The 22,948-nt window shown below is 55.8% G+C and carries 20 protein-coding genes; 8 read left to right on the forward strand and 12 right to left on the reverse strand.

Going from position 1 to position 22,948, the window contains the following annotated elements; genetic code table 11:
• Positions 1–20 precede the first annotated feature (20 nt).
• The 11 genes from lpxD to rpsB all read right to left on the reverse strand — a co-directional run bounded on the left by lpxD (position 21) and on the right by rpsB (position 12,033).
• Complete coding sequence (gene lpxD, locus LC093_RS11385) at positions 21–1,079, reverse strand: UDP-3-O-(3-hydroxymyristoyl)glucosamine N-acyltransferase (RefSeq protein WP_226664912.1); 1,059 nt, start codon at positions 1,077–1,079, stop codon at positions 21–23.
• Between the two features lie 32 nt (positions 1,080–1,111).
• Positions 1,112–1,627, reverse strand: a complete 516-nt coding sequence (locus tag LC093_RS11390; RefSeq protein WP_226664913.1) for an OmpH family outer membrane protein — start codon at positions 1,625–1,627, stop codon at positions 1,112–1,114.
• A 119-nt stretch (positions 1,628–1,746) separates the two neighbouring features.
• The gene (bamA, locus tag LC093_RS11395; RefSeq protein WP_226664914.1) at positions 1,747–4,317 is read right to left on the reverse strand and encodes an outer membrane protein assembly factor BamA; all 2,571 of its coding nucleotides are present in this window, start codon (positions 4,315–4,317) and stop codon (positions 1,747–1,749) included.
• Positions 4,318–4,393: 76 nt separating this feature from the next.
• Entirely contained in the window at positions 4,394–5,752 is a 1,359-nt protein-coding gene (rseP, locus tag LC093_RS11400; protein WP_226664915.1) for an RIP metalloprotease RseP, read from the reverse strand.
• Positions 5,753–5,761: 9 nt separating this feature from the next.
• Positions 5,762–6,997 carry a 1-deoxy-D-xylulose-5-phosphate reductoisomerase gene (gene ispC / locus LC093_RS11405; protein ID WP_226664916.1) on the reverse strand — a complete coding sequence of 412 codons (1,236 nt, stop codon included), beginning with the start codon at positions 6,995–6,997 and terminating at the stop codon, positions 5,762–5,764.
• A gap of 90 nt (positions 6,998–7,087) precedes the next feature.
• Positions 7,088–7,933, reverse strand: a complete 846-nt coding sequence (locus tag LC093_RS11410) for a phosphatidate cytidylyltransferase (protein ID WP_226664917.1) — start codon at positions 7,931–7,933, stop codon at positions 7,088–7,090.
• 33 nt (positions 7,934–7,966) lie between these two features.
• Entirely contained in the window at positions 7,967–8,728 is a 762-nt protein-coding gene (gene uppS / locus LC093_RS11415) for a polyprenyl diphosphate synthase (RefSeq protein WP_226664918.1), read from the reverse strand.
• Positions 8,728–9,285, reverse strand: a complete 558-nt coding sequence (gene frr, locus LC093_RS11420) for a ribosome recycling factor (RefSeq protein WP_226664919.1) — start codon at positions 9,283–9,285, stop codon at positions 8,728–8,730. The genes uppS and frr overlap by 1 nt, the downstream gene beginning before the upstream one ends.
• Positions 9,282–10,019 (reverse strand): UMP kinase, encoded by a 738-nt coding sequence (gene pyrH / locus LC093_RS11425; RefSeq protein WP_226664920.1) that lies wholly within the window; start codon positions 10,017–10,019, stop codon positions 9,282–9,284. Before pyrH ends, frr begins: the two co-directional genes overlap by 4 nt.
• Positions 10,020–10,301: 282 nt before the next feature.
• Positions 10,302–11,165: a translation elongation factor Ts gene (gene tsf, locus LC093_RS11430; protein ID WP_226664921.1), complete on the reverse strand. Its 864-nt coding sequence runs from the start codon at positions 11,163–11,165 to the stop codon at positions 10,302–10,304.
• A gap of 121 nt (positions 11,166–11,286) precedes the next feature.
• Positions 11,287–12,033 carry a 30S ribosomal protein S2 gene (rpsB, locus tag LC093_RS11435; RefSeq protein WP_226664922.1) on the reverse strand — a complete coding sequence of 249 codons (747 nt, stop codon included), beginning with the start codon at positions 12,031–12,033 and terminating at the stop codon, positions 11,287–11,289.
• Positions 12,034–12,449: 416 nt separating this feature from the next.
• On the opposite strand from rpsB, the gene map reads away from it, so the two are divergent.
• The 8 genes from map (at position 12,450) to LC093_RS11475 (ending at position 22,513) form a co-directional block, all read left to right on the forward strand.
• Positions 12,450–13,220 (forward strand): type I methionyl aminopeptidase, encoded by a 771-nt coding sequence (gene map / locus LC093_RS11440; protein WP_226664923.1) that lies wholly within the window; start codon positions 12,450–12,452, stop codon positions 13,218–13,220.
• 120 nt (positions 13,221–13,340) lie between these two features.
• Positions 13,341–16,067 (forward strand): [protein-PII] uridylyltransferase, encoded by a 2,727-nt coding sequence (locus LC093_RS11445; RefSeq protein ID WP_226664924.1) that lies wholly within the window; start codon positions 13,341–13,343, stop codon positions 16,065–16,067.
• Positions 16,068–16,137: 70 nt separating this feature from the next.
• Positions 16,138–17,313 (forward strand): succinyldiaminopimelate transaminase, encoded by a 1,176-nt coding sequence (gene dapC / locus LC093_RS11450; RefSeq protein WP_226664925.1) that lies wholly within the window; start codon positions 16,138–16,140, stop codon positions 17,311–17,313.
• Between the two features lie 48 nt (positions 17,314–17,361).
• Positions 17,362–18,015, forward strand: coding sequence for an endonuclease III (gene nth, locus LC093_RS11455; RefSeq protein ID WP_413231506.1), 654 nt, complete (start codon positions 17,362–17,364; stop codon positions 18,013–18,015).
• A gap of 50 nt (positions 18,016–18,065) precedes the next feature.
• Positions 18,066–18,413 carry an ArsC family reductase gene (locus LC093_RS11460; protein WP_226664927.1) on the forward strand — a complete coding sequence of 116 codons (348 nt, stop codon included), beginning with the start codon at positions 18,066–18,068 and terminating at the stop codon, positions 18,411–18,413.
• A gap of 39 nt (positions 18,414–18,452) precedes the next feature.
• Entirely contained in the window at positions 18,453–19,484 is a 1,032-nt protein-coding gene (gene dapD / locus LC093_RS11465; RefSeq protein WP_226664928.1) for a 2,3,4,5-tetrahydropyridine-2,6-dicarboxylate N-succinyltransferase, read from the forward strand.
• A gap of 260 nt (positions 19,485–19,744) precedes the next feature.
• Positions 19,745–20,875 carry a succinyl-diaminopimelate desuccinylase gene (gene dapE, locus LC093_RS11470; RefSeq protein ID WP_226664929.1) on the forward strand — a complete coding sequence of 377 codons (1,131 nt, stop codon included), beginning with the start codon at positions 19,745–19,747 and terminating at the stop codon, positions 20,873–20,875.
• Positions 20,876–21,046: 171 nt separating this feature from the next.
• Complete coding sequence (locus LC093_RS11475) at positions 21,047–22,513, forward strand: DUF4397 domain-containing protein (protein WP_226664930.1); 1,467 nt, start codon at positions 21,047–21,049, stop codon at positions 22,511–22,513.
• 74 nt (positions 22,514–22,587) lie between these two features.
• Here the strand turns inward: LC093_RS11475 and LC093_RS11480 are convergent, their stop codons facing one another.
• Positions 22,588–22,947, reverse strand: a complete 360-nt coding sequence (locus tag LC093_RS11480; protein ID WP_226664931.1) for a hypothetical protein — start codon at positions 22,945–22,947, stop codon at positions 22,588–22,590.
• Position 22,948: the final 1 nt, after the last annotated feature.

A 22,948-nucleotide genomic window follows, 5' to 3' on the forward strand; every position in this document is an offset into this window, starting at 1 on the left:
TTAAACTACCCGGCGATGACTCAACTGTCATCCTCACCGGAGGATTCTCTCTGCAGCTGCCGCTCCAACTCGCGAAGGCGACGGGACATCTGATCCAGCTGTCCGAAACGCACTGCATTTTTTCGCCAGGAACGGTTGTCCGAAAATGGCGTGCCGCTGGAGTAGGAACCGGGCTCATCAATGGATTTAGTGACCAGCGTTCGCGCTGTTACATGACTAGAATCCGCAATCGTGATGTGTCCGACGATGCCCGCACCACCAGCTATCGTGCAATGCTTGCCAATAACAGCACTACCCGCAACAGCCGAACAGGCCGCCATGGCTGAGTAGTCACCAATCCGCACATTGTGCGCGATTTGCACCATATTGTCGATCTTCACACCGCGGCCGATGACCGTATTGCCAAGTGCACCCCGGTCAATACAGGTACAGGCTCCAATTTCGACCTCATCGCCAATTTCAACCCCGCCCAGCTGATGGATTTTAATCCACCTCTTCTGGTGCGGCGCAAATCCAAACCCATCCGCACCAATCACGGTATGACTGTGGATGATACAGTCGGCACCGATCGAGCACCCGTGGTAAACCACTACACTCGGGTATAGCCGGGATCGAGCACCGATTTCACTTCCCTCGCCGACTACACTGTTCGCACCGATCACCACGCCTTCAGCAATACGTACATATGCCTCAACAACGGCCCCAGGTCCAATATAGGCGCTGGGGTGCACTTCTGCTGCAGGGTGAACATTCGCGGACGCTTCCACACCGGGGACATACTGGGGGGTGGAGTCATAAATCGCCGAGGCTTCGGCGAATGCCAGATAGGGATTCCGGACCACCAGCGCGCTCACGGGACAACTGTCCGCAAGATCCTCGGTGACCAATACTGCGCAGGCACGAGTCACACTGAGATAACGCCGGTAATTGGCACTCGCCAGAAAGCTGACCTGCCCGGCATCGGCATCCTGTAGCGTACTGAGGCCGGTAGGTACCTGATTGGCGCTGGCTCCTGAGGCCAGGCGCAGTTCTGCGCCCAGCCTTTCAGCCAACTGCGCCAGTGTTGGCTGTTCGCTCATGAAGGGTATTTTTCCCGATAAAGATCCGCTGCTTACTTCGCAGCGTTCATGCGTTTAACAACCTCAGCAGTGAGGTCAGTATTGGGGCCGGCGAATACTGCGGCATTGGCATCGAGCACCAGATCAAGCTTCTGCTCCTTGATCACCGCTTCCATCGCACTCTTGGCTTTAGGCACCATGGACTTCTGGATCTCCTGAACAGCCTGGGCCTCCATAGCACGCAATTTCTTAACCGCAGTTTCCAGGTCTGAGCGCTTGAAGTTCATTTTGCGCTGCTGCTCTGCTTTCTTTTCATCAGACCAGGTAACGCCGTTCTTCTTGGCGTCTTCCGCCATTTTTTGCATTTCCGCCTGAACACCTTCAGCACTGCTCTGCAGCTGAGAGTACTCCGAGCTGGTTTTCAACGCATTGATTTTGGACTTGGCCACTTCAGTGCTCATGATCGCAGCCTGGAAATTCACTACAGCCACCTTGGTCTGCGCCAGGGCCATACCAGAAAACATCAGGCCCGCGAACAGAACTGCGGTCACTTTTACTGATTTGAACACGTTAATTCTCCGTATTTCTGACGGCTGCAGATTAAAACCGCAACCAGTTTTATTTTAAGAGACAGCAATAACTGCCCATACCCCAAACGATCGCAATCGCCGATTAAACAGATCTGAACCTAGAAGCTATTACCCAGGGAGAACTGGAACACTTCAATTTCATCATCTTCATTTTCACGCAGCGCCTTGGCGAGACTGAATGTCAGTGGGCCAAAGCCAGTGATCCAGGTCAGACCAATACCCGCGGAAACATTGATGTAATCAACGTCAACATCGTAACAGTTGAGCTGTGAAAAGCCACAACTCGTACTGAAAACATTACCCGCGTCAACAAAGAATGCAGACTGCATGGAGCGCTGATCCTTCACAAACGGAATCGGGAAAATGACTTCCGCACTACCCTCGATAAGGATATTGCCACCGAACGGATCCGGGTCGCGAGCTGTGACCGGGTTACTTATCAGCTCACCGGTTGACGGGTCCTGCACATAGCAGAGCTGGGAATAAGCACCGTCGGTCACCGCACAGTTCACATATTCATAGCGCTCTGCCGGAGTAGAACGTGGCCCCAGAGAATTTCGCTCAAACCCACGCACCGAACCGAAGCCGCCGCCATAAAAATTCTCGAAGAATGGCATCTGTTCGGTATCGCCGTAACCGTCGGCATAACCGAGACGTGTCCGCAAACGCAGTGTCAGGTCTTTGGTCAACGGACGGAAATACTGGCCGGTATAAATAAATTTGTAATACTCGAGATCGCCACCAGGCAACGCAATTTCAATGGATGCACGCTGGGATGCCCCGCGCGTAGCCAGTATGCCCCGGTTCAAAGTAGAGCGGGCATAGGATGTAGTTACAGACCAGGTGTCGAATTCGTCCCCGTAGAGATCCACGAACCCGTCATAGTCCGTATTCAGCAAACTCGGACCTACCGGCTCGCTGAAATCAAGACTGGTACCAGCCTCCACTGCTGCGGCCAGTTCTTCGCTAATCTCTGTTACATCTGAAAACGATACCACTCCATCGACGCCATCAATCGGAGTGGGACTCGCTTTGATTTCCTGCACTGAACTGCTATGGGTACTCAACTCAAGGTGATTGAAACCTAAATTCAATCCCACCCGGGAAATTTCAGAAATCGGATACCCAAAGCTGACACCGGCACCGTAGGTAGTGGTGTTATAGCTGGACAGATTGATTTCCGAGTAGTCGCGCTCCTGGTAAAAAATATTGAAGCCTCGACTCACGCCATCCGGAGTGAAGTAAGGATCGGTGTAGGAAAAGTTGGCCACTGATTGGTAGCGGGACGTATTGACGGCAAAGCCTACAGACTTGCCGGTACCCAGCCAGTTGTTTTCCTGAACATTGGCGCCCAGTACCAGACCGCTGCCTTGCGCATAACCGACGGTACCACCGATGGTGCCGGACGGCTGCTCTTCAACCGTGTACTCCACATCAATCTGATCAGAAGTACCGGGAACTTCAGTGGTTTCCACCTGCACTTCTTTAAAGTAACCAAGACGTTCAAGGCGAACTTTGGACTGTTCGATACGGGCGGACGACGCAGAAGCAGATTCCATCTGGCGCATCTCGCGGCGCAGAACATCATCTGACGTACGGGTATTGCCGCGGAAGTTTACCCGACGCACGTAAGCACGCTTGCCCGGATCGATAAAGAAGGTGACTTTTACCGTCTTATCTTCTTCATTGGCCTCAGGGATACCGTTGACTTCTGCAAAGGTGTAGCCCTCGTTGCCGAGGCGCTTGGTGATGTAATCCGAAGTGGTCGTCATCAGCACTTGCGAGAAAGTCTGGCCTTCCCGTACCAGCAGCAGCCGGCGCACCTGCTCTTCCGGCACCACCGGGTCACCGGCGAGCTCCACATCTGAAACGGTGTAAACATCACCCTCGCTGATATTGATGGTGATAAAAACACTTTGCTTGTCGGGACTCAGAGACACCTGGGTGGAGTCGATCTTGAATTCCAGATAGCCACGATCAAGGTAATACGATTCGAGGCGCTCGAGGTCACCGGTCAGCTTTTCGCGGGAGTACTTGTCGTCACTGTTTAACCAGGACAGCCAGCCGGTTGTCTGCAGCTCAAAAATCTCCGCGAGCTCATCATCGGAAAAGACCGAGTTGCCAACGATATTGATGTGCTTGATCGCGGCTACCGAACCCTCATCCACGATGACCTTGAGCTCCACCTGATTGCGCGGTAGCTCTTTGACTTCCGTTTTTACACTCGCGCCGTAGCGCCCCTGAGCAACATACTGACGCTGCAGCTCCTGCGCCAGCCCTTCCAGGGTTGCCCGCTTGAAGATCTGACCTTCCGCCAGGCCATTGTCATTCATGCCCTTGAGCAGATCTTCCGTCTTGATCGCTTTGTTGCCGGTGATTTCAATCTTGGAAATAGCCGGGCGCTCGCGAACGGTAATTACCAGAACGCCGTTTTCACGCCCTATCTGGATATCCTGAAAATAACCGGTACGGAACAGTGCCCGGGTTGCACTCTGAATTTCCAGGCTCTCAATCTGATCCCCAACTCGCACGGGCAAGGCCGCAAACACGCTACCGGCCGATACCCGCTGCAAACCCTCGACACGGATGTCGTTAACTACAAACGACTGGGCAAAGGCGGAAACCGGCAAAGCCAGGCCAAGCGAAGCCGCTTTCAGGAAATCTTTCATCTACTAATTCCGAGTTTTTATTCGCAATTCCAGTCGAGCCCGAAGCCCGAACCAATACTGTTCTGCAGGCAAAGCCCTACAGGCGCAAAATATCGTTGTACAACGCCAGTGCCATAATCCCCAGCACCATCGCCATACCTACTTGCAGACCGATCATCTGCACTCGCTCTGACACCGGCGAACCCTTAATTGCTTCAATACCGTAGTAAAGAAGGTGGCCGCCATCGAGCACCGGTATCGGCAGCAGATTGAGAACGCCAAGACTGATGCTGAGCAATGCCAGCAGCGACAAAAACGACTGCCACCCGGCATCAGCTGAAGTGCCGGCCACTTTAGCAATCGTGATTGGGCCGCTCAAGTTCTTGGTCGACAGCTGCCCAAACAGTAACTTTTTGAGACTTTCAAGGGTAAAGACCGTTTTATTCCAGGTTTCCTCAAGCCCTTTACTGAAAGCTGCACCTGCGCCATAGCGATAGGAGCGCACCATATCCTTGGGCCAGGAAGTGCCTGCTGGCGCCACACCAATCTGACCAACCTCCTCGCCACTGTCCAAGGTCACCTTTTGCGGCGTCACCGGGAGCGTCAGTCCGCCGCCATCGCGAACAATTCCAACGTCAATCTGCTGCCCTGCATGATTTCGCACGTAGGCAGTCCAGGCATCCCAGCTATCGAAGTCCTGACCATCAGTGGCCACAATTTCGTCACCCACGCGAAGCCCTGCTTCCGCGGCCGGACTGCCATCCGCCACCAGGGCGAGCTCCATCTTGGCCGCTGGGCGCCACAACTTCAGGCCGATTTCAGCCAGTGGATCTGGCACCTCCTGCCCCGCCAGCCAGCGGTCAAGATCCGCGTACATATGATATTCCAGCTCGGAATCAGGGTAGCGCACGGTAAACTTGAGCTCACCGGTATCACCGAGGCGACGAGCCAGCTGCCAGTTCAGGGCCTGCCAGGTGGGTGTAGGCTTGTCATCCACCGACAGGATTTCCTGCCCGGGCTCCAGACCCGCGTAAGCCGCAAGACTGCCCGCCTCCACTTCACTGACGACCGGCACGGCACCGGAGGTACCTCCAAGAAAAACACCCCAAAACAGCGCAATAGCCAGCAGGAAGTTAGCCGCAGGGCCTGCGGCCGCAATCGCCATTCGCGCCCAGACACTCTTCCGATTGAACGCCTGATCAAGCTCCTGAGGAGCCACCGGGCCCTCGCGCTCATCGAGCATTTTTACGTATCCGCCAAGAGGAATTGCGGAAATGGTGAATTCCGTTCCGCGCCTGTCGTACCAGGACAGCAGGCGACGGCCAAATCCCACGGAAAAACGCAGTACTTTGACACCACACAAGCGGGCCACCAGAAAGTGGCCAAACTCGTGAAAACTTACCAGCACACCGATTGCCACCAGGGCCCAGAGAGCGGTCTGAAGTAGATCTAACATAGGTACCGTTTACATTGACCTCAATTCAGGAGTTTCGCCGCTGCCGGCGCCGGCCTTGCGCAGCCTTTGCAGTGCCTCTTCCGCCAAATTACGCGCTTCCCGGTCTGCCAGTTCGACTACATCCAGACCCGTCAGTTCAACCACTTCGGCGGAATTCATTACGTCTTCTATTATCAAGGGGATCGCCGTGAATGCCAGCTGACCGTCCAAAAACGCCGCAACCGCCACTTCGTTGGCCGCATTCAGCACCGTTGGCGCACTACCGCCCGTGATGATCGCTTCGCGCGCCAGGCGGAGGGAGGGGAAGCGGGTTTCGTCTGGCGCCTCGAAATCAAGCCGCCCCTGTGCGATCAGGTCCAGCGCCGGCACACCGCTATCAATGCGCTCGGGAAACGCCAGGGCGTGAGCTATGGGTGTGCGCATATCGGGATTCCCCATCTGCGCCAGCAGCGACCCATCGCGATACTGCACCATTGAGTGAATAATGCTCTGCGGATGAACCACAATATCGATATCTTGTGGCGACGCATGGAAAAGATAGCAAGCCTCAATGAACTCCAGGCCTTTGTTCATCATCGTGGCCGAATCCACGGAAATCTTCCGCCCCATAGACCAGTTCGGATGGGCACAGGCCTCGTCAGGCGTCACATTCTCCAGCTCTTCCACTTCGCGATTGCGAAAAGGGCCGCCAGAGCCCGTTAGCAGAATCTTCTCTACCCCGGCCGCCTCGAGGCTGTCGCAGGGGTAAGGCAAACACTGGAAGATGGCATTGTGCTCACTGTCAATAGGCAGCAACTGGGCACCACTCTCCGTGAGGGCCGCCATAAACAGAGGCCCAGCCATTACCAGAGACTCCTTGTTTGCCAGCAGTACTTTCTTACCGGCCTTGACCGCCGCCAGCGTGGGACGAAGCCCGGCGGCGCCAACAATGGCAGCCATGACGACATCTACTCGCGCATCACTGGCGACCTGACAGAGACCCGCAACGCCGCAAAGTACCTCGGTTGCCACCCCCGATTCAGACAACTCCCGCCGCAACTCTGCAGCTCTACCCTCATCCAAAACCACCGCGTAACGCGGAGTAAACCGACGGCATTGCTGCGCAAGCTCTGCGACTCGTTCGCGGGCGGTTAGCGCGTACACTGAATATTGCTCCGGATGCCGGGCCAATACATCCAGGGTACTGACACCGATAGAACCGGTGGAACCGAGAACGCAAACCTGTTGCACAGCTGGGAATTGCATGGAAATGACTACCTCTGCGATCTCCCGGGAGCTTATTGCTCACGCCCCGGGGAGGCCGACCATCGACTAAAACTGTTCAATCAATACCTGTTAAAGGTATTTCGGCAGCTCACTGGCAAGCGCCGCCATGGTAAATACCGGCAGTGCGGCAGTAAGACTGTCAAGGCGGTCGAGAATACCACCATGCCCCGGCAGGATGCGGCTGCTGTCCTTAATACCGCGGTGCCGCTTGAACATACTCTCAACCAGGTCACCAATGACCGATGCCAACGCAGTCACCAATACGCCGAAGCTGAATAGCAGGGTATTTTTCAACGGAAGCTCAAACGCATAGGAAACACCGAGCGCGAGGACCAGACAGGCAGCAAGCCCACCGAAAAAGCCCTCCCAGGACTTCCCAGGACTGACCTCGCGAGCAAGCTTGTGCTTTCCGAACTTGCGGCCGACAAAATAAGCACCAACATCCGCCGCAACCACAACAGCAACAACAAACAGCACCAGCCAGGCGCCGTGGTCCTGACCGCGAAGGATCACAACCGACAACCAGGCCGGCATCAATACGACCAGGCCGATCAACCCGCGCGCCCAACGATTACCCCACAGCATGGCACTTGCCGGATATCCCTGTACCCACAGGAACGCCAACGCCCACCACCCGCAGGCTACCGCCAGGATCTGCCGCGCGCGCCCGGTATCCGGACTCGAAAAGTCCATACTGAACACATATTGGGCAGCAAAGACAAGGGCTACCCCGAGGGCCGCCAGAAATACAAACCGCAAAGCACGGTTGAGATTGGACAGGTTTGCCCACTCCCAGCCGCCGAGAATAATCACCCCGGCAACCACAATCGCAAACCACTGGATAGGTGCAAGAAAGAGTAGCCCCAGAAACAGAGCGACCAACACCAGCGCGGTAATTATTCTTTGTTTTAGCACCGTTAAACCCTTCTTCTGTAACTCTCGCCGCAATCAGGCACGCACTTCCAGACCCACCTGGTTGCGCCCACCAAAACGGCGGTCGCGCAGACGATAGGCCTCCAGGGCCATATCCAGCTCTGCTTCCCCAAAGTCTGGCCACAATGTGTCAGTGAAATAAAATTCGCTATACGCACACTGCCACAAAGTGAAATTACTAATTCGCTGTTCGCCACTGGAGCGAATCAGCAAGTCAACCGGAGGCAAGTCGGCCAGCTGTACATGCTGTGACAACGCCTCCTCATCAATAGAATCGGGAGATCGCTTGCCTGCAGCCACCTCTTCGGCCAGCGTTTTCGCCGCCTGGGCAATATCCCACTGACCACCGTAATCCGCCGCAATCACCAGCGTACCACTGGTACCTTCTCGGGTGATGTCTTCGGCTTCGGCGATAGCACGCTGCAGACGCGCAGAAAATCGGTCACGACGGCCGATCACTCGCAAACGAACTCCCTGCTCCTGCATCCTCCGCGCTTCTTTGCGCAAATAGGAATTAAACAGGCTCATCAGCAACTCCACCTCTTTGGGTGGACGCTGCCAGTTTTCACTGGAAAACGCAAAGAGCGTCAGCACTTCGACATGACGCTCTTTGCAGGCCTCGATCAGATCGCGAATGCGCTCTACCCCGGCCTTGTGTCCAGAGGACGGCGGCAGCCCTTTACGGGCAGCCCAGCGGCCATTACCGTCCATGATAATGGCAATATGTCGAGGCCCCTGAGACTCATAATCCATCACTCTGGTACCGCCACCACTCATCAGATTTCCATCAAGTCCTTTTCTTTGGATGCCATTGCCTTCTCTACTTCGGCAACGTACTTATCAGTCAGCTTCTGGATCTCATCCGCCGCACGACGCTCGTCGTCCTCGGAGATTTCCTTGTCCTTCACCAGCGCTTTAACTTCAGCCAGCGCATCGCGACGGTTGTTGCGAATGGACACTCGTGCGCTCTCGGCTTCACTCTTGGCCTGCTTGATGAAGTTCTTACGCGTCTCTTCGGTCAGCATCGGCATCGGGATCCGGATCACCGCTCCCGCAGTGCTCGGATTAAGGCCCAGGTCAGACTTCATGATCGCTTTTTCGATGTCTGGAACCAGGTTCTTCTCCCACGGGGAGACAGACAGGGTGCGAGCATCCTCAACAGTGACGTTGGCCACCTGGGACAGCGGCGTGTCGGTACCGTAATAGGACACCTGAATACCATCCAGAATGCTCGGATGGGCACGACCGGTACGAATTTTGTTGAAGTTGGTTCCCAGCGCTTCCAGGGCGCGCTTCATCCGCCCCTCCGCTTCTTTTTTGATATCGTCAATCACTGATTCACGTCCTCTTCAATAAGTGTGCCCTCTTCTCCGCCCACAACGATGTTGAGCAGAGCGCCGGTCTTGTCCATGCGGAATACACGCACAGGCAGGTTTTGTTCGCGGCACAGGCAGATTGCAGTTAAATCCATTACCCCGAGCTTTTTATCGAGCACCTCATCATAGGTAAGGCGATCATAGCGGGTCGCATCCGGGACCAGCACCGGGTCGGCAGAGTAAACGCCATCCACTTTGGTGGCCTTCAATACCAGCTCCGCCTCGATCTCAATGCCGCGCAGGCACGCTGCCGAGTCGGTGGTAAAGAAGGGGTTACCGGTACCCGCAGCAAAAATCAGGACCTCGCCCCGCTCCAGGTAGCGGATAGCAGCACGACGGTCATAGTGGTCGACAATACCGCTCATCTGGATTGCCGACATCACCCGGGAAGAAATATTCGAGCGCTCAAGGGCATCGCGCAGAGCCAGAGCGTTCATCACTGTGGCCAGCATACCCATGTGGTCACCAGTTACACGATCCAGGCCCGCAGCGTTCAATGCCGCACCCCGAAACAGGTTGCCGCCGCCGACCACCAGGCCGACCTGCACACCGATACCGACCAACTGGCCGATTTCCAGTGCCATTTTGTCCAGCACCTTGGGGCTGATACCAAACCCCTGCTCGCCCATCAGCTCTTCTCCGCTGAGCTTTAACAGGATTCTCTTGTACTTGCGGTCTTTAATACCAGGCATCCTTTGATCCTCAACTGTAACGGGCTAAATTCTGTGTTGAGACGAAACCAGCCAACTGGTCACGCCCGCCGAACATTACAACAAATTCGGCGCTTTACCTATCCGGCAAGCTACTTAACTGTATATTCGGCCAATCATCGGCCCAATTGATCAAAACATATACAGGAAATACTGACCCATCGGCCAGATACTACAGCGGGGTGCCCCGGCAGCATTCAACAGAACACACCGGGAGCACCCCGCTGAGCCGGCCACCAAAAAAGGCAGCCGGTATTGGAAGCATCAGGAGCTGGACTTAACCTGAGCAGCTACTTCTGCTGCAAAGTCCACTTCTTCCTTCTCGATGCCTTCACCAACTTCAAAACGCACGAAGCCAAGCACTTCCGCACCGCCATCTTTGGCCAGTTTGCCAACGGTTACGTCAGGATTCTTGACGAAAGGCTGCTCAACCAGGCTGTTTTCCTTCAGGAACTTGTTGATCCGGCCGCCCATCATCTTCTCGACGATTTCGGCAGGCTTGCCTTCCATATCCGGCTGCGCCTTGATGATTTCCTTCTCTTTCTCCAGCACTTCTGCAGACATATCTTCAGGCTTAACAACCTGCGGATTGACTGCAGTTACGTGCATGGCGATGTCGCGAGCAGTTTCAACGTCAGCGCCGCTCAGGGCTACCAGCGCAGCGATACGGTTGTTGGAGTGAACGTAAGCACCCACTTTCGCCGCTTCAACCAGCTGGATACGACGTACGCCGATGTTTTCACCGATTTTCTGTACCAGCGCCTCACGAGCATCTTCCAGCTCACCTGCCATCAGGGCAGCAACGTCTTGTTGACGTTCAGCGAAAGCCTTATCGACCACTTTGGCTACGAAAGCCTGGAAGTTGTCATCACGGGCAACGAAGTCAGTCTCGGAGTTCACCTCAACCAGCACGCCGAAGCTACCGTCTTCAGCCACTTTTGCAGCAACAACGCCATCAGCAGCGGTGCGGCCAGCTTTTTTAGCAGCCTTCAGGCCGGAAGCCTTGCGCAGATCTTCAATCGCTTTTTCGATGTCGCCGTCCGCTTCGATCAGTGCTTTTTTGCACTCCATCATCGGCAGGCCAGTGCGCTCACGCAGTTCTTTTACCATTGACGCGGTAATCGCCATGATTCAATCCTCGGAGTTCAGACTCAAATTCTGTGATGTATTTGAAAAAAAGGGGCCAAATTCAAGGCCCCTTTTCCCTGCAGAGTAACATCGCAATGTTACGCCGCTAGCAACCTGCCGCTTATTCCGCAGCAGCTTGGTCGTCGTTGGTTTCAACGTACTCGTTTTGAGCTACGCTGCCACCAGCATCGGCAACACCAGCCAGTACTGCATCAGCCACGGCAGTGGTGTACAGCTTGATGGCACGAATTGCGTCGTCGTTACCGGGGATTACGTAGTCAACGCCTTCCGGGCTGCTGTTGGTATCAACGATACCGATCACAGGGATACCCAGCTTGTTGGCTTCCTGAATCGCAATACGCTCGTGCTCTACGTCGATCACGAACAGTGCGTCCGGCAGACCACCCATATCCTTAATACCACCAATGGAGCGCTCGAGCTTTTCCATGGTACGGGTACGCATCAGGGCTTCTTTCTTGGTCAGCTTCTCGAAAGTACCGTCCTGAGACTGAATTTCGAGGTCGCGGAAACGCTTGATAGAAGCACGAATGGTTTTGTAGTTGGTGAGCATACCACCCAGCCAGCGGTTGCTGACGTAAGGCTGGCCTGCGCGCTCGGCTTGCTCTTTGATGGATTTCTGCGCAGCACGCTTGGTACCAACGAACAGAACCTTTTTCTTCTGAGCAGCCATGCCTTTGATAATTTGCAGGGCTTCATTGAACGCCGGAACAGTGTGCTCCAGGTTAATGATATGAATCTTGTTGCGAGCACCAAAGATGAATTGACCCATCTTCGGGTTCCAGTAGCGAGTCTGGTGACCAAAGTGAACACCAGCCTGCAGCATATCGCGCATGCTTACTTGCGGCATAATAGACCTCAATATTGACTCGGGAGGGCACCTCTTGCGGCGCTATCTCCCCGGGTTTAATCCTCCACGTACCCCATCCACCAATCCCCCTATTCCTCCATCCGAAGACGTTGGAACCCGGAAGACACCCAGATAAATGTGCCGGTACATGTGCGGCGTTTGTTCGGGGCTCAAGCCCCTAAAGTTTGGTTTCGCACCGAGCTATGCCCGGAGCGGCGCGCTTTATACCATATTACCCCGGGCGCTGGAAGTTTCGCAGGCGCCATTGACGCCCCAAGCCGCGCTCTGAACACGCTATAACAGCATAATGCCGCGCAACGCCAATTCCGCTACAATACCGCGCCTCACATCGCCGGGTGACCATCCCAGGGCGATCATCCATTACTCATGAAGATGCAGCAAAACCAGGATTTTCCATGACTCAAGCCGTAAAAACACCGGAACAGATCGCCAAAATGCGCGTTGCCGGCCGCCTGGCCGCCGAAGTACTGGAAATGATCGGTGAATACGTCGTACCGGGTGTCACCACGGAAGAGCTGGACCAGCGGTGCCACGACTACATAGTCAATGTGCAACAAGCCATTCCCGCCTGCCTCGGCTACCGCGGTTTTCCCAAGTCTATCTGCACTTCAGTCAACGAAGTGATCTGTCACGGGATTCCGTCTGAGTCCAAGGTCCTCAAGAAAGGCGATATCATCAATATCGACGTGACGGTCATCAAGGATGGCTGGTACGGTGACACCTCCAAAATGTACTTCGTCGGCAAACCGGCCGCACACGCCGAACGCCTGGTCAAAGTAACCCAGGAGTGCCTGTACAAGGCCATCGAAATCGTACGCCCCGGCACCACCCTCGGCGATATCGGCCATGTGATCCAGCAGCACGCGGAAAAGAACTACTACACCGTGGTCAAAGATTTTTGCGGCCACGGTATTGGCGACGTCTTCCACGAAGACCCGCAAGTTCTGCACTACGGCAAACCGGGTACCGGTCAAGTGCTCGAGGAAGGCATGACGTTCACGATTGAACCAATGATCAACGCCGGCAAGCCCGGCAGCCGTGTACTCCGCGACGGCTGGACGGCCGTGACTGTAGACCGCCGCCTCTCCGCCCAGTGGGAGCACACTATGGCGGTGACCAGTACCGGTGTTGAAGTCTTTACCGCGCGCAAGGAAGAATCTTTTTAATCGCCGGATTCGGTTTTACCGGCATTATCGCGCAAACATGGCCAATCGCGGCCAGGGAAGGAGCAACCGTTTCTCTTCAGCCTCAAGACTGCTGAAGAGGGAGTAACGCAGATAAAATCCATGCAGTTGGCCAACATTCCGCACTTCGAAAAGCCTCTGTTCTTCTTCGACCAGGCGCGCTTTCGCCGCGCGCTGGCGGAGTCTGGCAAGCCCGCCCTGGAAATATTCAAAGACGCCATCGGTGCCGCCAATACCCATATGGCATGCCGCTTCCGCGAAGGCGAGGATGTACGCACGCTGGTTTACGAACGCGCCCTGTTTGTCGACTGCCTGCTACACTACGCTTGGTATCAATTTTCCTGGCCCCAGGACATTAGCCTGCTGGCGGTCGGTGGCTATGGCCGCGGCGAGCTGCACCCGCACTCCGATATCGACCTGCTTATCCTGAGCGCAACAAAGCCCAATGACGCCACCATAGACAGCATCGAGCGCCTGGTGGCCTTCCTCTGGGACCTGAGACTGGATATCGGGCACTCGGTGCGCACCATCGAACATTGTATCGAGCTGGCCGCGGAAGACATTACCGTAGCCACCAACCTGCTGGAGTGCCGCACCGTAGTCGGCAACCCGACCCTGTGCGAAGACCTCAACGAGCAGCTGACCCCGGACAAGATCTGGCCCGCCGAACAGTTCTTCAGCGCCAAGTACGAAGAGCAACAAGAGCGCCACAACAAGCAGCAGGGTGCCGAATACAACTTAGAACCCAACATCAAGAATGCGCCGGGCGGGCTGCGTGATATCCAGACCATCAACTGGGTCGCCAAACGCTACTTCCAGGTTCGGACACTGAAGCAACTCCAGGGCAAAGGGTTCTTTACCGAAGAGGAGTTCGCGATTCTTCAGTCCGGCGAGGACTTCCTCTGGCGCGTGCGCTATGGCCTGCATCTTCTCGCCGGGCGCCCGGAAGAGCGCCTGCTGTTTGATTACCAGCGGGAACTCGCCAAAGAATTCGGCTATAAGGACAACAGCTCGCACCTCGCCGTAGAGCAGTTCATGCATGCCTACTACCGCGTGGTGATGGCGCTGCGGGAGTTGAATGACGTCCTGCTGCAATTCCTGGACGAAGTGATTTTGCAGCGCGGCACGCACCTGCCGGTCACCCCGATCAATGAGCGATTCCAGCTGCGCGGCAACACCATTGAGGCCGCAGTCACCCGAACCTTTATCGAGCACCCGCCGGCGCTGCTCGAAATCTTCGTACTGATGGCCCACAACCCCGAGATCCACGGTGTGCGGGCATCCACTATCCGCCTGATTCGCGAGCACCGTCACCTGATTGACGACCGCTTCCGCGCGGACCCGGCCAATGCGCGCCTGTTTATGCAGCTCCTGCGCAGCCCCAGAGGGCTGTCCACCCAGCTCACACGGATGACCCGTTACGGCATCCTCGGGCGCTACCTGCCAGAGTTCGGGCGCGTTACCGGCCAGATGCAGCACGACCTGTTCCATATCTACACCGTGGATGCCCACACCCTCCAGGTAGTGCGCAACATGCGCAGCTTCCGTGGTGATGATGCCTGGGAAAAGTATCCTCTCGCCGCGGAAATCCTGTCGCGCATGCGCAAGCCGGAGCTGTTGTATATCGCCGGCCTGTACCACGATATCGCTAAAGGCCGCGGTGGCGACCATTCGAAGCTCGGCGTGGTCGATGCCGATGCCTTCTGCCGCCGACACGACTTGTCTGCGCGGGATCGCCGGCTTGTATGCTGGCTGGTAGAAAAACATCTGCTGATGAGTGCCGTTTCACAGAAACAGGACATCTCTGATCCGGAGGTGGTACACGCGTTCGCCGCTGAAGTAGGCGATCGCGAACACCTGGATTATCTGTACGCGCTGACCGTGGCCGACATCAATGCCACCAACCCGGACCTCTGGAACAGCTGGCGTGCAAGCCTGATGCGCCAGCTCTATCAGTACACCCAGCGTGCACTGCGGCGCGGCCTGGAAAACCCCATCGACCGCGATGAGATCTACGAGGAAACCCAGGCCCAGGCGCGCAACATGCTGCGAGCCATGGGACTGCCAAGTAACGCCGTGGAAGATATCTGGTCGGAAATGGGCGAAGACTATTTCGTGCGCGAAAGCGCCGACAACGTCACCTGGCACACGGCAGCCATCTATCAATTGCTCAAGGATCCAGCCCGAGACGCCAGCTGCGACACACTGGTGCTAACCCGCAACTCGGGCCCCGGTGAGCATGACGGTGCGACTGAAGTCTTCGTATACACACCCGACAGACCGAACGTGTTCGCTGCCGTCGTAACCGGCCTCGACATGCTCAACCTGAATATTCACGATGCACGCCTGTACAGCTCAGCAGGTGGTTACACGCTGGACACCTTCTACGTGCTGGACGAGTCCGGCCAGCCTCTGCTGGATGAACCCCAGCGTCTTGAACAGATCCGCAACACCCTGCAGCAAGAGCTCAAACTGGTCGAGGATTATTCCAAGGTCATCAAGCGCCGCACACCACGCCGCCTGAAAATGTTCCACTTGCCGAGCCGGGCTCATATTTCGACAGAGCCGGAAGACACCTACAGCACCCTGGAAATCATCAGCGCGGACCGTCCCGGCCTGCTGGCCCGCATCGCGCGCATCTTTATCAGTCACGACCTGCGCCTGCACAACGCCAAGATTTCAACGCTGGGGGAGCGCGTCGAGGATATTTTCCATATCACCGACAGCCAGGATGAACCGCTGACTGACCCGGAGCTCATCGAAACCCTGGAACAAGCGATCCGCCAGGAACTGGATGCCCATCAGGCAACCCTGCCGCCCCACCCCTGAGGGCGGCGACCACCGGCTCCCCAGATAACCCGTACAGCACGACAGATCACGACGGATATAGAAAAACCATATGAATCCCTACCTGCAACAGCTCCAACCCTACCCTTTTGCCAAGCTGGCGAAGCTGAAAGCGGGTGTGGAAGCGCCGACTGACCTGCCGCATATAGCCCTCTCTATCGGTGAACCCAAACACACCCCGCCGGCCTTCGTGCGCGATGAATTGATCGAAAATCTCGACAAGCTTTCCGCCTACCCGGTGACCAAAGGGCTGGACCCGCTTCGGGAAACCATTGCCGACTGGCTGAGCCAGCGCTTCAAACTACAAGGCGTGAACGCCGAAAGTCAGGTACTCCCGGTAAACGGCACCCGCGAGGCACTGTTTGCGTTCGCCCAGGCGGTGGTTTCGCCGGGCTCCCAAGTACTGATGCCGAACCCCTTTTATCAGATTTATGAGGGCGCAGCCCTTCTCGCCGGTGCCAGTCCGTATTTCCTCAACTGCGCCGCCGAAACTGACTTCAAGCCAGATTTCGCCTCCGTGCCTGATTCCGTCTGGCAAGCTTGCGACCTGCTTTATATCTGTACCCCCGGAAACCCCACCGGAGCACTGCTGAGTATCGACGAACTCAAGCAACTGATCGCACTGGCCGACAAATTCGACTTCATCATCGCCTCCGACGAGTGCTACTCCGAGCTCTACTTTGACGAAAGCGCGCCGCCCACCGGCCTGCTGGAAGCCTGCGCCGAACTCGGTCGTAACGACTTCCAGCGCTGCGTGGTTTTTCACAGCCTGTCGAAACGCTCCAACCTACCGGGCCTGCGCTCTGGCTTTGTCGCTGGCGACGCGGAGATCCTGGAAAAAATCCTGCTCTACCGCACCTACCACGGCTGCGCCATGCCGGTACCCACACAGTTTGCCTCCGTTGCCGCATGGCAGGATGAACAGCATGTGCAGCAGAACCGCGAGCTCTACCGACAAAAGTTTGATGCCGTACTGGATATTCTCGACGGCTGCCTGAATGTGACAAAACCGGAAGCCAGCTTTTATCTGTGGCCACGCGTTGGCGACGGCGAAACCTTTACCCGTGAACTGTTCCGCCAACAGAACATCACCGTACTACCCGGCGCCTTCCTCGCTCGCAAGGCCAACGGAATCAATCCCGGTGCCGACTATGTACGCATGGCTCTGGTTGCCACCCTGGAAGAATGCGTCGAAGCTGCCAAGCGCATCCGCAGTTTTTGTCGCTAATTGTTACAGTCCGTTATGAACGAAACCATACAATCCCCCCCGAAGAATTTGTTAAAAGCCGAGCGGGTTGAGTTTATTCTCAACCGGCTGGAAGAACTGTACCCGGAAACACCCGTACCGCTGGATCACTTCGACGCCTACTCGCTGCTGGTCGCCGTATTGCTGTCCGCACAGTGCACCGATGAGCGCGTAAACCAGATTACACCCGCCCTGTGGGAACTCGCGGACAATCCCTACGACATGGCCAAGGTGCCCGTAGAGAAAATCCGCGAAGTAATCCGCCCTTGCGGTCTTTCACCGCAAAAATCCAAGGCGATCAAGACGCTTTCGGAAATTCTGGTAAACGAATATCACGGCCAGGTACCGGAAAACATGGCCGCACTAGAGACCCTGCCCGGCGTTGGCCACAAAACCGCGGGCGTTGTAATGGCACAAGCTTTCGGCCACCCGGCATTCCCGGTTGATACCCATATCCACCGACTTGCCCAGCGCTGGGGGCTCACTAGCGGCAAAAATGTGGCCCAGACGGAGAAAGACCTGAAACGCGTATTCCCGAAAGAAAAATGGAACAAACTGCACCTGCAGATCATTTTCTACGGCCGTGAATACTGCTCTGCCCGAGGCTGTGATGGCACCGTGTGCGAAATCTGCACCACCTGCTACCCCGCGCGTAAAAACCCGAAGAAAACGAAAAAAGCCTGATTCCTTCGAATCCCTGGCCTGCATGAGATTCACGCAAGAAAGAGAAGAACATGATGATTACTCTTTACGGCATCAAGAACTGTGACACCGTAAAAAAAGCCCGCAAATGGCTGGAACAGAACGATGTGGAATACACCTTCCACGACTTCCGTGATAACGGCATGGACAGCGTCCCGCTGACCGACTGGCTGAATGAATTTGGCTGGGAGCAGGTACTGAACCGCCGCTCCACCAGCTGGCGCGCCCTCGACGACGCACAGAAAGAAAGCATGGACAACAAGGCGGCAGAGCAACTGGCTCTCGAGATCCCCACCCTGATCAAGCGCCCGGTAATGACCCGCAGCGGCCAGACCCTGTTCGGCTTCAAAGCCGACAGCTACGCCGACTTTGTTCAATAAATTCCTCACAAGAAACAGATTCAGGAAAAGGAAAACACCATGAGTAACGTATACAGCATCGGCTTTGGCGTCGGCACCTGCAACAATAACGGCGAGTGGCTCGAAGTCTATTTCCCCCAGCCCCTGCTGAACCCCTCCGCAGAAGTTGCCGCAGCAGTCACCAGCACACTGAACATCGACAGTGGCAATCAGGCAATCACCCTGGAACAGGCTCAACTGCAACCGTTGGCAGAAAAACTGGAAAGTACCGGTGCCACCGAGCAGGCCGCAATCCTGCGTCAGTTCGCCGGTAGTGAGCGCCCGCTGGTCGCTGTGGTACTGCACAGTGACGACGCACCGCAATCCGTTCCTGAGGCTTACCTGAAACTGCACCTGCTGTCTCACCGCCTGGTTAAACCTCACGGCACCAAGCTCGACGGCATCTTCGGCCAGCTGCCCAATGTGGCCTGGACCAACCAGGGCGCTATCGACCTGCAGGAACTGCCAGCGCGTCAACTGGAAGCCCGTCTGAAAGGCGAGCTGCTGGAAGTATCCTGCGTGGATAAGTTCCCGAAAATGACCAACTACGTAGTACCGAAAGGTGTACGTATCGCCCACACCGCCCGTGTACGCCTCGGCGCTTACCTGGGCGAAGGCACCACCATCATGCACGAGGGCTTCGTCAACTTTAATGCGGGCACCGAAGGCCCCGGCATGATCGAAGGCCGTATCTCCGCTGGCGTATTCGTTGGTGCTGGCTCCGACCTCGGCGGTGGCAGCTCCACCATGGGCACCCTCTCCGGTGGCGGCAACATTGTGATCGCGCTGGGTGAGGGCTGCCTGCTGGGTGCCAACGCCGGTACCGGTATTCCGCTGGGTGATCGCTGCACCGTGGAATCCGGCCTGTACATCACCGCCGGTACCAAAGTTGCTGTACTGGACGACAAAGGTGAAGTAGCTGAATCAGTTAAGGCACGCGACCTGGCTGGTAAATCCGACCTGCTGTTCCGCCGCAACTCTTCCACCGGCGCCGTTGAGTGCCTGACCAACAAGAGTGCAGTTGAATTGAATGCGGAACTGCATAGCAACTGATTGAGAGCGTGAACTTTGCCTCCACCTAGCCAATTTGAAGCTGGTCCGGTGGCGGTAAAGCGCCTACAGAAATTGATTAAAGCGTTACATTACAACGCGAAGGCCCAGCTGTCGGTGGCTTCTCGCGAGACCTTCTAAAACAGGGATGTTTTAGAAGAGCCCCCAGGGATGGGTCTACGGCGTGTCTCGCGAGAAGCCACCGTCAGATGGGCCGCCACACAACAGGAACAGCGCTCCCAAAACTACGGAGCCCAACGCAAATGACTCCAACAGTACAACTCACCTGCGACCTGATCCGTCGCCGCTCCGTCACCCCCGAAGACGCGGGCTGTATGGAACTGATGCTCGAGCGACTGGAAAAAATCGGTTTCAAAACCGAACACCTGCGCTTTGGCGAAACCGACAACTTCTGGTCCGTACGCGGCGAAGAAGGCCCGCTGTTTGCCTTCGCCGGCCACACCGACGTCGTACCCACCGGCCCGGAAGAAAACTGGCGCTACCCCCCGTTTGAACCACAAGTAGTAGACGGCATGCTCTATGGCCGAGGCGCCGCCGATATGAAAGGCTCCCTCGCCGCTATGGTCGTCGCCTGCGAAGAATTCGTCGCTGCACACCCGGACCATAAAGGCCGCATCGCATTCCTGATCACCAGCGATGAAGAAGGACCAGCCAAGCACGGCACCGTCAAAGTCGTAGAGTGGCTCGAAGAAAAAGGCGAGAAAATTGACTGGTGCCTGGTCGGCGAACCATCCAGCACCACACTCGCCGGCGACGTGATCAAAAACGGCCGCCGTGGCTCACTGGGTCTGGAGCTTACCGTTTTCGGAATCCAGGGGCACGTAGCCTATCCGCACCTGGCAGAAAACCCCGTACACAAACTGGCCCCGGCGCTGGCCGAGCTCGCCGCAGAAGAGTGGGACCAGGGCAACGACTTCTTCCCTGCCACCAGCTTCCAGGTCTCCAACATCAACGGTGGCACCGGCGCCACCAACGTAATTCCGGGCGACGTCAAAGTGGTGTGCAACTGGCGCTTCTCCACCGAAACCACAGCCGAAGCACTGGAACAGCGCGCGCGCGCCATCTTCGACAAACACGGCCTCAACTACCAGGCAGACTTCAACCTGTCCGGCCAGCCTTTCCTGACCGCAGCCGGCCCACTGGTAGAATCCGCGCAGGCCGCAATCCGCACAGTGACCGGCCGCGAAACCGAACTCTCTACCGCAGGCGGCACCTCCGACGGGCGCTTTATCGCCCCCACTGGTGCACAAGTGGTAGAACTGGGACCGGTCAACGCCACGATTCACAAAGTGGATGAGTGCGTAAAAGCATCCGACCTCGACCTGGTCAAAGAAATGTACCGGGAAATTTTGACTGGCCTGTTTGCCAGCTGACCCCCCCAAAAAAAGCGCTGCAAAATTGCAGCGCTTTTTAGCACCTCCCGGCCTAACTCACTCCCGATAAAAACACACTTCTATACACACCAATTACACTTCTTTATCCCTGTTAAGCAATTTGATTGATAGCGTACATCCGGTATTTGCCTATAAAAATTCGGAGAAAAAATGCTTATCGATCACTGGAAAAAAATTTCGCTGACCTCAGCCGTGTTGGCTTGCGCACTACTGGCCGCCTGCTCGGATAGCGACAGCAGCGATGATGACGATGACGAAACCGCTCAGGTACCAATTATTGGTGCCTTCAATGCAGTACCAGATCTCGGTGCGATAACCCTGTTCACCTCAGACGACGATGATGAATACAGCTGGGGAAGCCTGTCATTTGGAGGCAGCGTTACCTCAACCGTATCCGATGGCGAAATTGGCATTCGGGCAGAAACGCTCCTGCCCACCGATGACACAACAGCCTGCGCCGGCGACGTAGATGAAGATGGGGAAAAGGACGATGATGAGTGCACGGAAATTGCATCCACCTCCATCCAGATCAATGAAGACACTGACTACATGGTAGTTTTGTACGGCCAGTATGAGAAAACGCAGATTCTCCAATTTAGCAAGCCACTGCATGTATTCGATATTGAAGACGAAGATGAAGATGGTGATGCCGAAGACGAAAACCTGGAGATCTGGTTTTTCCACCTCGCAAAAAGCCTTGGCAAAGTAGACGTATACCTGGAAGCACCCGGTACCAATCTTTCACCAGTTCAAGTAAAGGGCACACTGTCTTCCAAGGGTACTTTCGACGGACTTGTCGATGAAGGTGAATACGTTGTCACCCTGACCGAAGAGGGCAATCCGGAAGAAGTCCTGTTTATTTCGGACTCATTCAAGCTATACGCCCAGACCCGTGTCGGTTTCGCAATTCGCGACGGTGCTGGTGAAGGTACTGCACCAGTAAAAATCACCCTGTTCCGTGACCAAAGCAAAACACTGACCGACCGCTACGCGACCACCGAGCTGCGCTTTGCACATGCAGTACCTGACGGCGGCGATATTGACGTCTACATCGACAACGAATTTGAGCAGACATTCACCAGTGAACTCCCGTTTGGAGAGTCATCCGAATATGGCGAGCTTGGCAAAAACCAGCTAACCAACCTTTCAATCGATGTAACTCCCGCGGCCAGCCCTGGTGTATATCTCGCACGTAAAGAGTTGGATATGACACAGGGCGATAGAGCCACCTACTATTTTGTCGGTGACACCTATGACTGGAACGGTGTAAAGCTGACCGACAACGTCAGGCGCCTGGCGACCCATGCAAAGCTCAGGCTCACCAATGGTGCCAGCGACACCTTTGATTACTATCTCGTGGAACAGCAGGAAAACATCTCTTCCCTGTATCCGGATGAAACCCTTGGTTTCCGTGAGACAAGTGGCTGGGTCACCTATGCGCCGGGAACCTATGACCTGATTGTCACCCAGAGCGACTCCGACACCATTGCTTACTCTGACACGATCAAGCTGGAGGCCAATGGCGTATACAGCGTGGTCACCTCTACCAACACTGCGGATCCAAATGCCGCAGATGCAAACTATTTCGACGATTTTAAAGCGGCCGCGACCGAGTAATACGATCTCGAATGCAAAGTAAAAAAGCCCTCGCTTTACGGCGAGGGCTTTCAATTATCTGATCCGCCAGGGAACTAGTGCAGGCGGTCGTGACGGGAGCGTTCATCGGGCTCCAGCCCATGCGCCATCACAAAGTAATAGAGAACCTGCTCCTGATCATCCGCTTCCGACATCAAATCAAAGATGACATCGTCTTTCTCGCCGGGTGATACACGTACAGAGGTAATCATCTCCGGCTCAACGAAAACCTCTCCCACCATACGCTTGCCTCGCATCAGCTGTATCAGCAGGGTTCGCGGATTTTCCTGGGAAAAACGCCAGTGGTAATCGTCATCGTCGTACAGGATGGAGTCTGGTGTACCCAGCCTCAGAATACAGTTGGTGTGCTCTGCCAGCCAGGCCCAGAAGTCCTTGAGGGATATTGTGTCGGTCATC

Source organism: Microbulbifer aggregans (genome assembly GCF_020524005.1).
In the GTDB taxonomy this organism is placed as follows: domain Bacteria; phylum Pseudomonadota; class Gammaproteobacteria; order Pseudomonadales; family Cellvibrionaceae; genus Microbulbifer; species Microbulbifer aggregans_A.

Excerpts from the sequence above, each read along its gene's own strand:
- bamA (WP_226664914.1), bottom strand. The coding sequence starts at position 4,317 with ATGAAAGATTTCCTGAAAGCGGCTTCGCTTGGCCTGGCTTTGCCGGTT.
- dapE (WP_226664929.1), top strand. The coding sequence starts at position 19,745 with ATGACTCCAACAGTACAACTCACCTGCGACCTGATCCGTCGCCGCTCC.
- rpsB (WP_226664922.1), bottom strand. The coding sequence starts at position 12,033 with ATGCCGCAAGTAAGCATGCGCGATATGCTGCAGGCTGGTGTTCACTTT.
- LC093_RS11475 (WP_226664930.1), top strand. The coding sequence starts at position 21,047 with ATGCTTATCGATCACTGGAAAAAAATTTCGCTGACCTCAGCCGTGTTG.
- dapC (WP_226664925.1), top strand. The coding sequence starts at position 16,138 with ATGAATCCCTACCTGCAACAGCTCCAACCCTACCCTTTTGCCAAGCTG.
- LC093_RS11480 (WP_226664931.1), bottom strand. The coding sequence starts at position 22,947 with ATGACCGACACAATATCCCTCAAGGACTTCTGGGCCTGGCTGGCAGAG.
- lpxD (WP_226664912.1), bottom strand. The coding sequence starts at position 1,079 with ATGAGCGAACAGCCAACACTGGCGCAGTTGGCTGAAAGGCTGGGCGCA.
- LC093_RS11445 (WP_226664924.1), top strand. The coding sequence starts at position 13,341 with ATGCAGTTGGCCAACATTCCGCACTTCGAAAAGCCTCTGTTCTTCTTC.
- tsf (WP_226664921.1), bottom strand. The coding sequence starts at position 11,165 with ATGGCGATTACCGCGTCAATGGTAAAAGAACTGCGTGAGCGCACTGGC.
- map (WP_226664923.1), top strand. The coding sequence starts at position 12,450 with ATGACTCAAGCCGTAAAAACACCGGAACAGATCGCCAAAATGCGCGTT.
- ispC (WP_226664916.1), bottom strand. The coding sequence starts at position 6,997 with ATGCAATTCCCAGCTGTGCAACAGGTTTGCGTTCTCGGTTCCACCGGT.
- pyrH (WP_226664920.1), bottom strand. The coding sequence starts at position 10,019 with ATGCCTGGTATTAAAGACCGCAAGTACAAGAGAATCCTGTTAAAGCTC.
- dapD (WP_226664928.1), top strand. The coding sequence starts at position 18,453 with ATGAGTAACGTATACAGCATCGGCTTTGGCGTCGGCACCTGCAACAAT.
- uppS (WP_226664918.1), bottom strand. The coding sequence starts at position 8,728 with ATGAGTGGTGGCGGTACCAGAGTGATGGATTATGAGTCTCAGGGGCCT.
- LC093_RS11460 (WP_226664927.1), top strand. The coding sequence starts at position 18,066 with ATGATGATTACTCTTTACGGCATCAAGAACTGTGACACCGTAAAAAAA.
- rseP (WP_226664915.1), bottom strand. The coding sequence starts at position 5,752 with ATGTTAGATCTACTTCAGACCGCTCTCTGGGCCCTGGTGGCAATCGGT.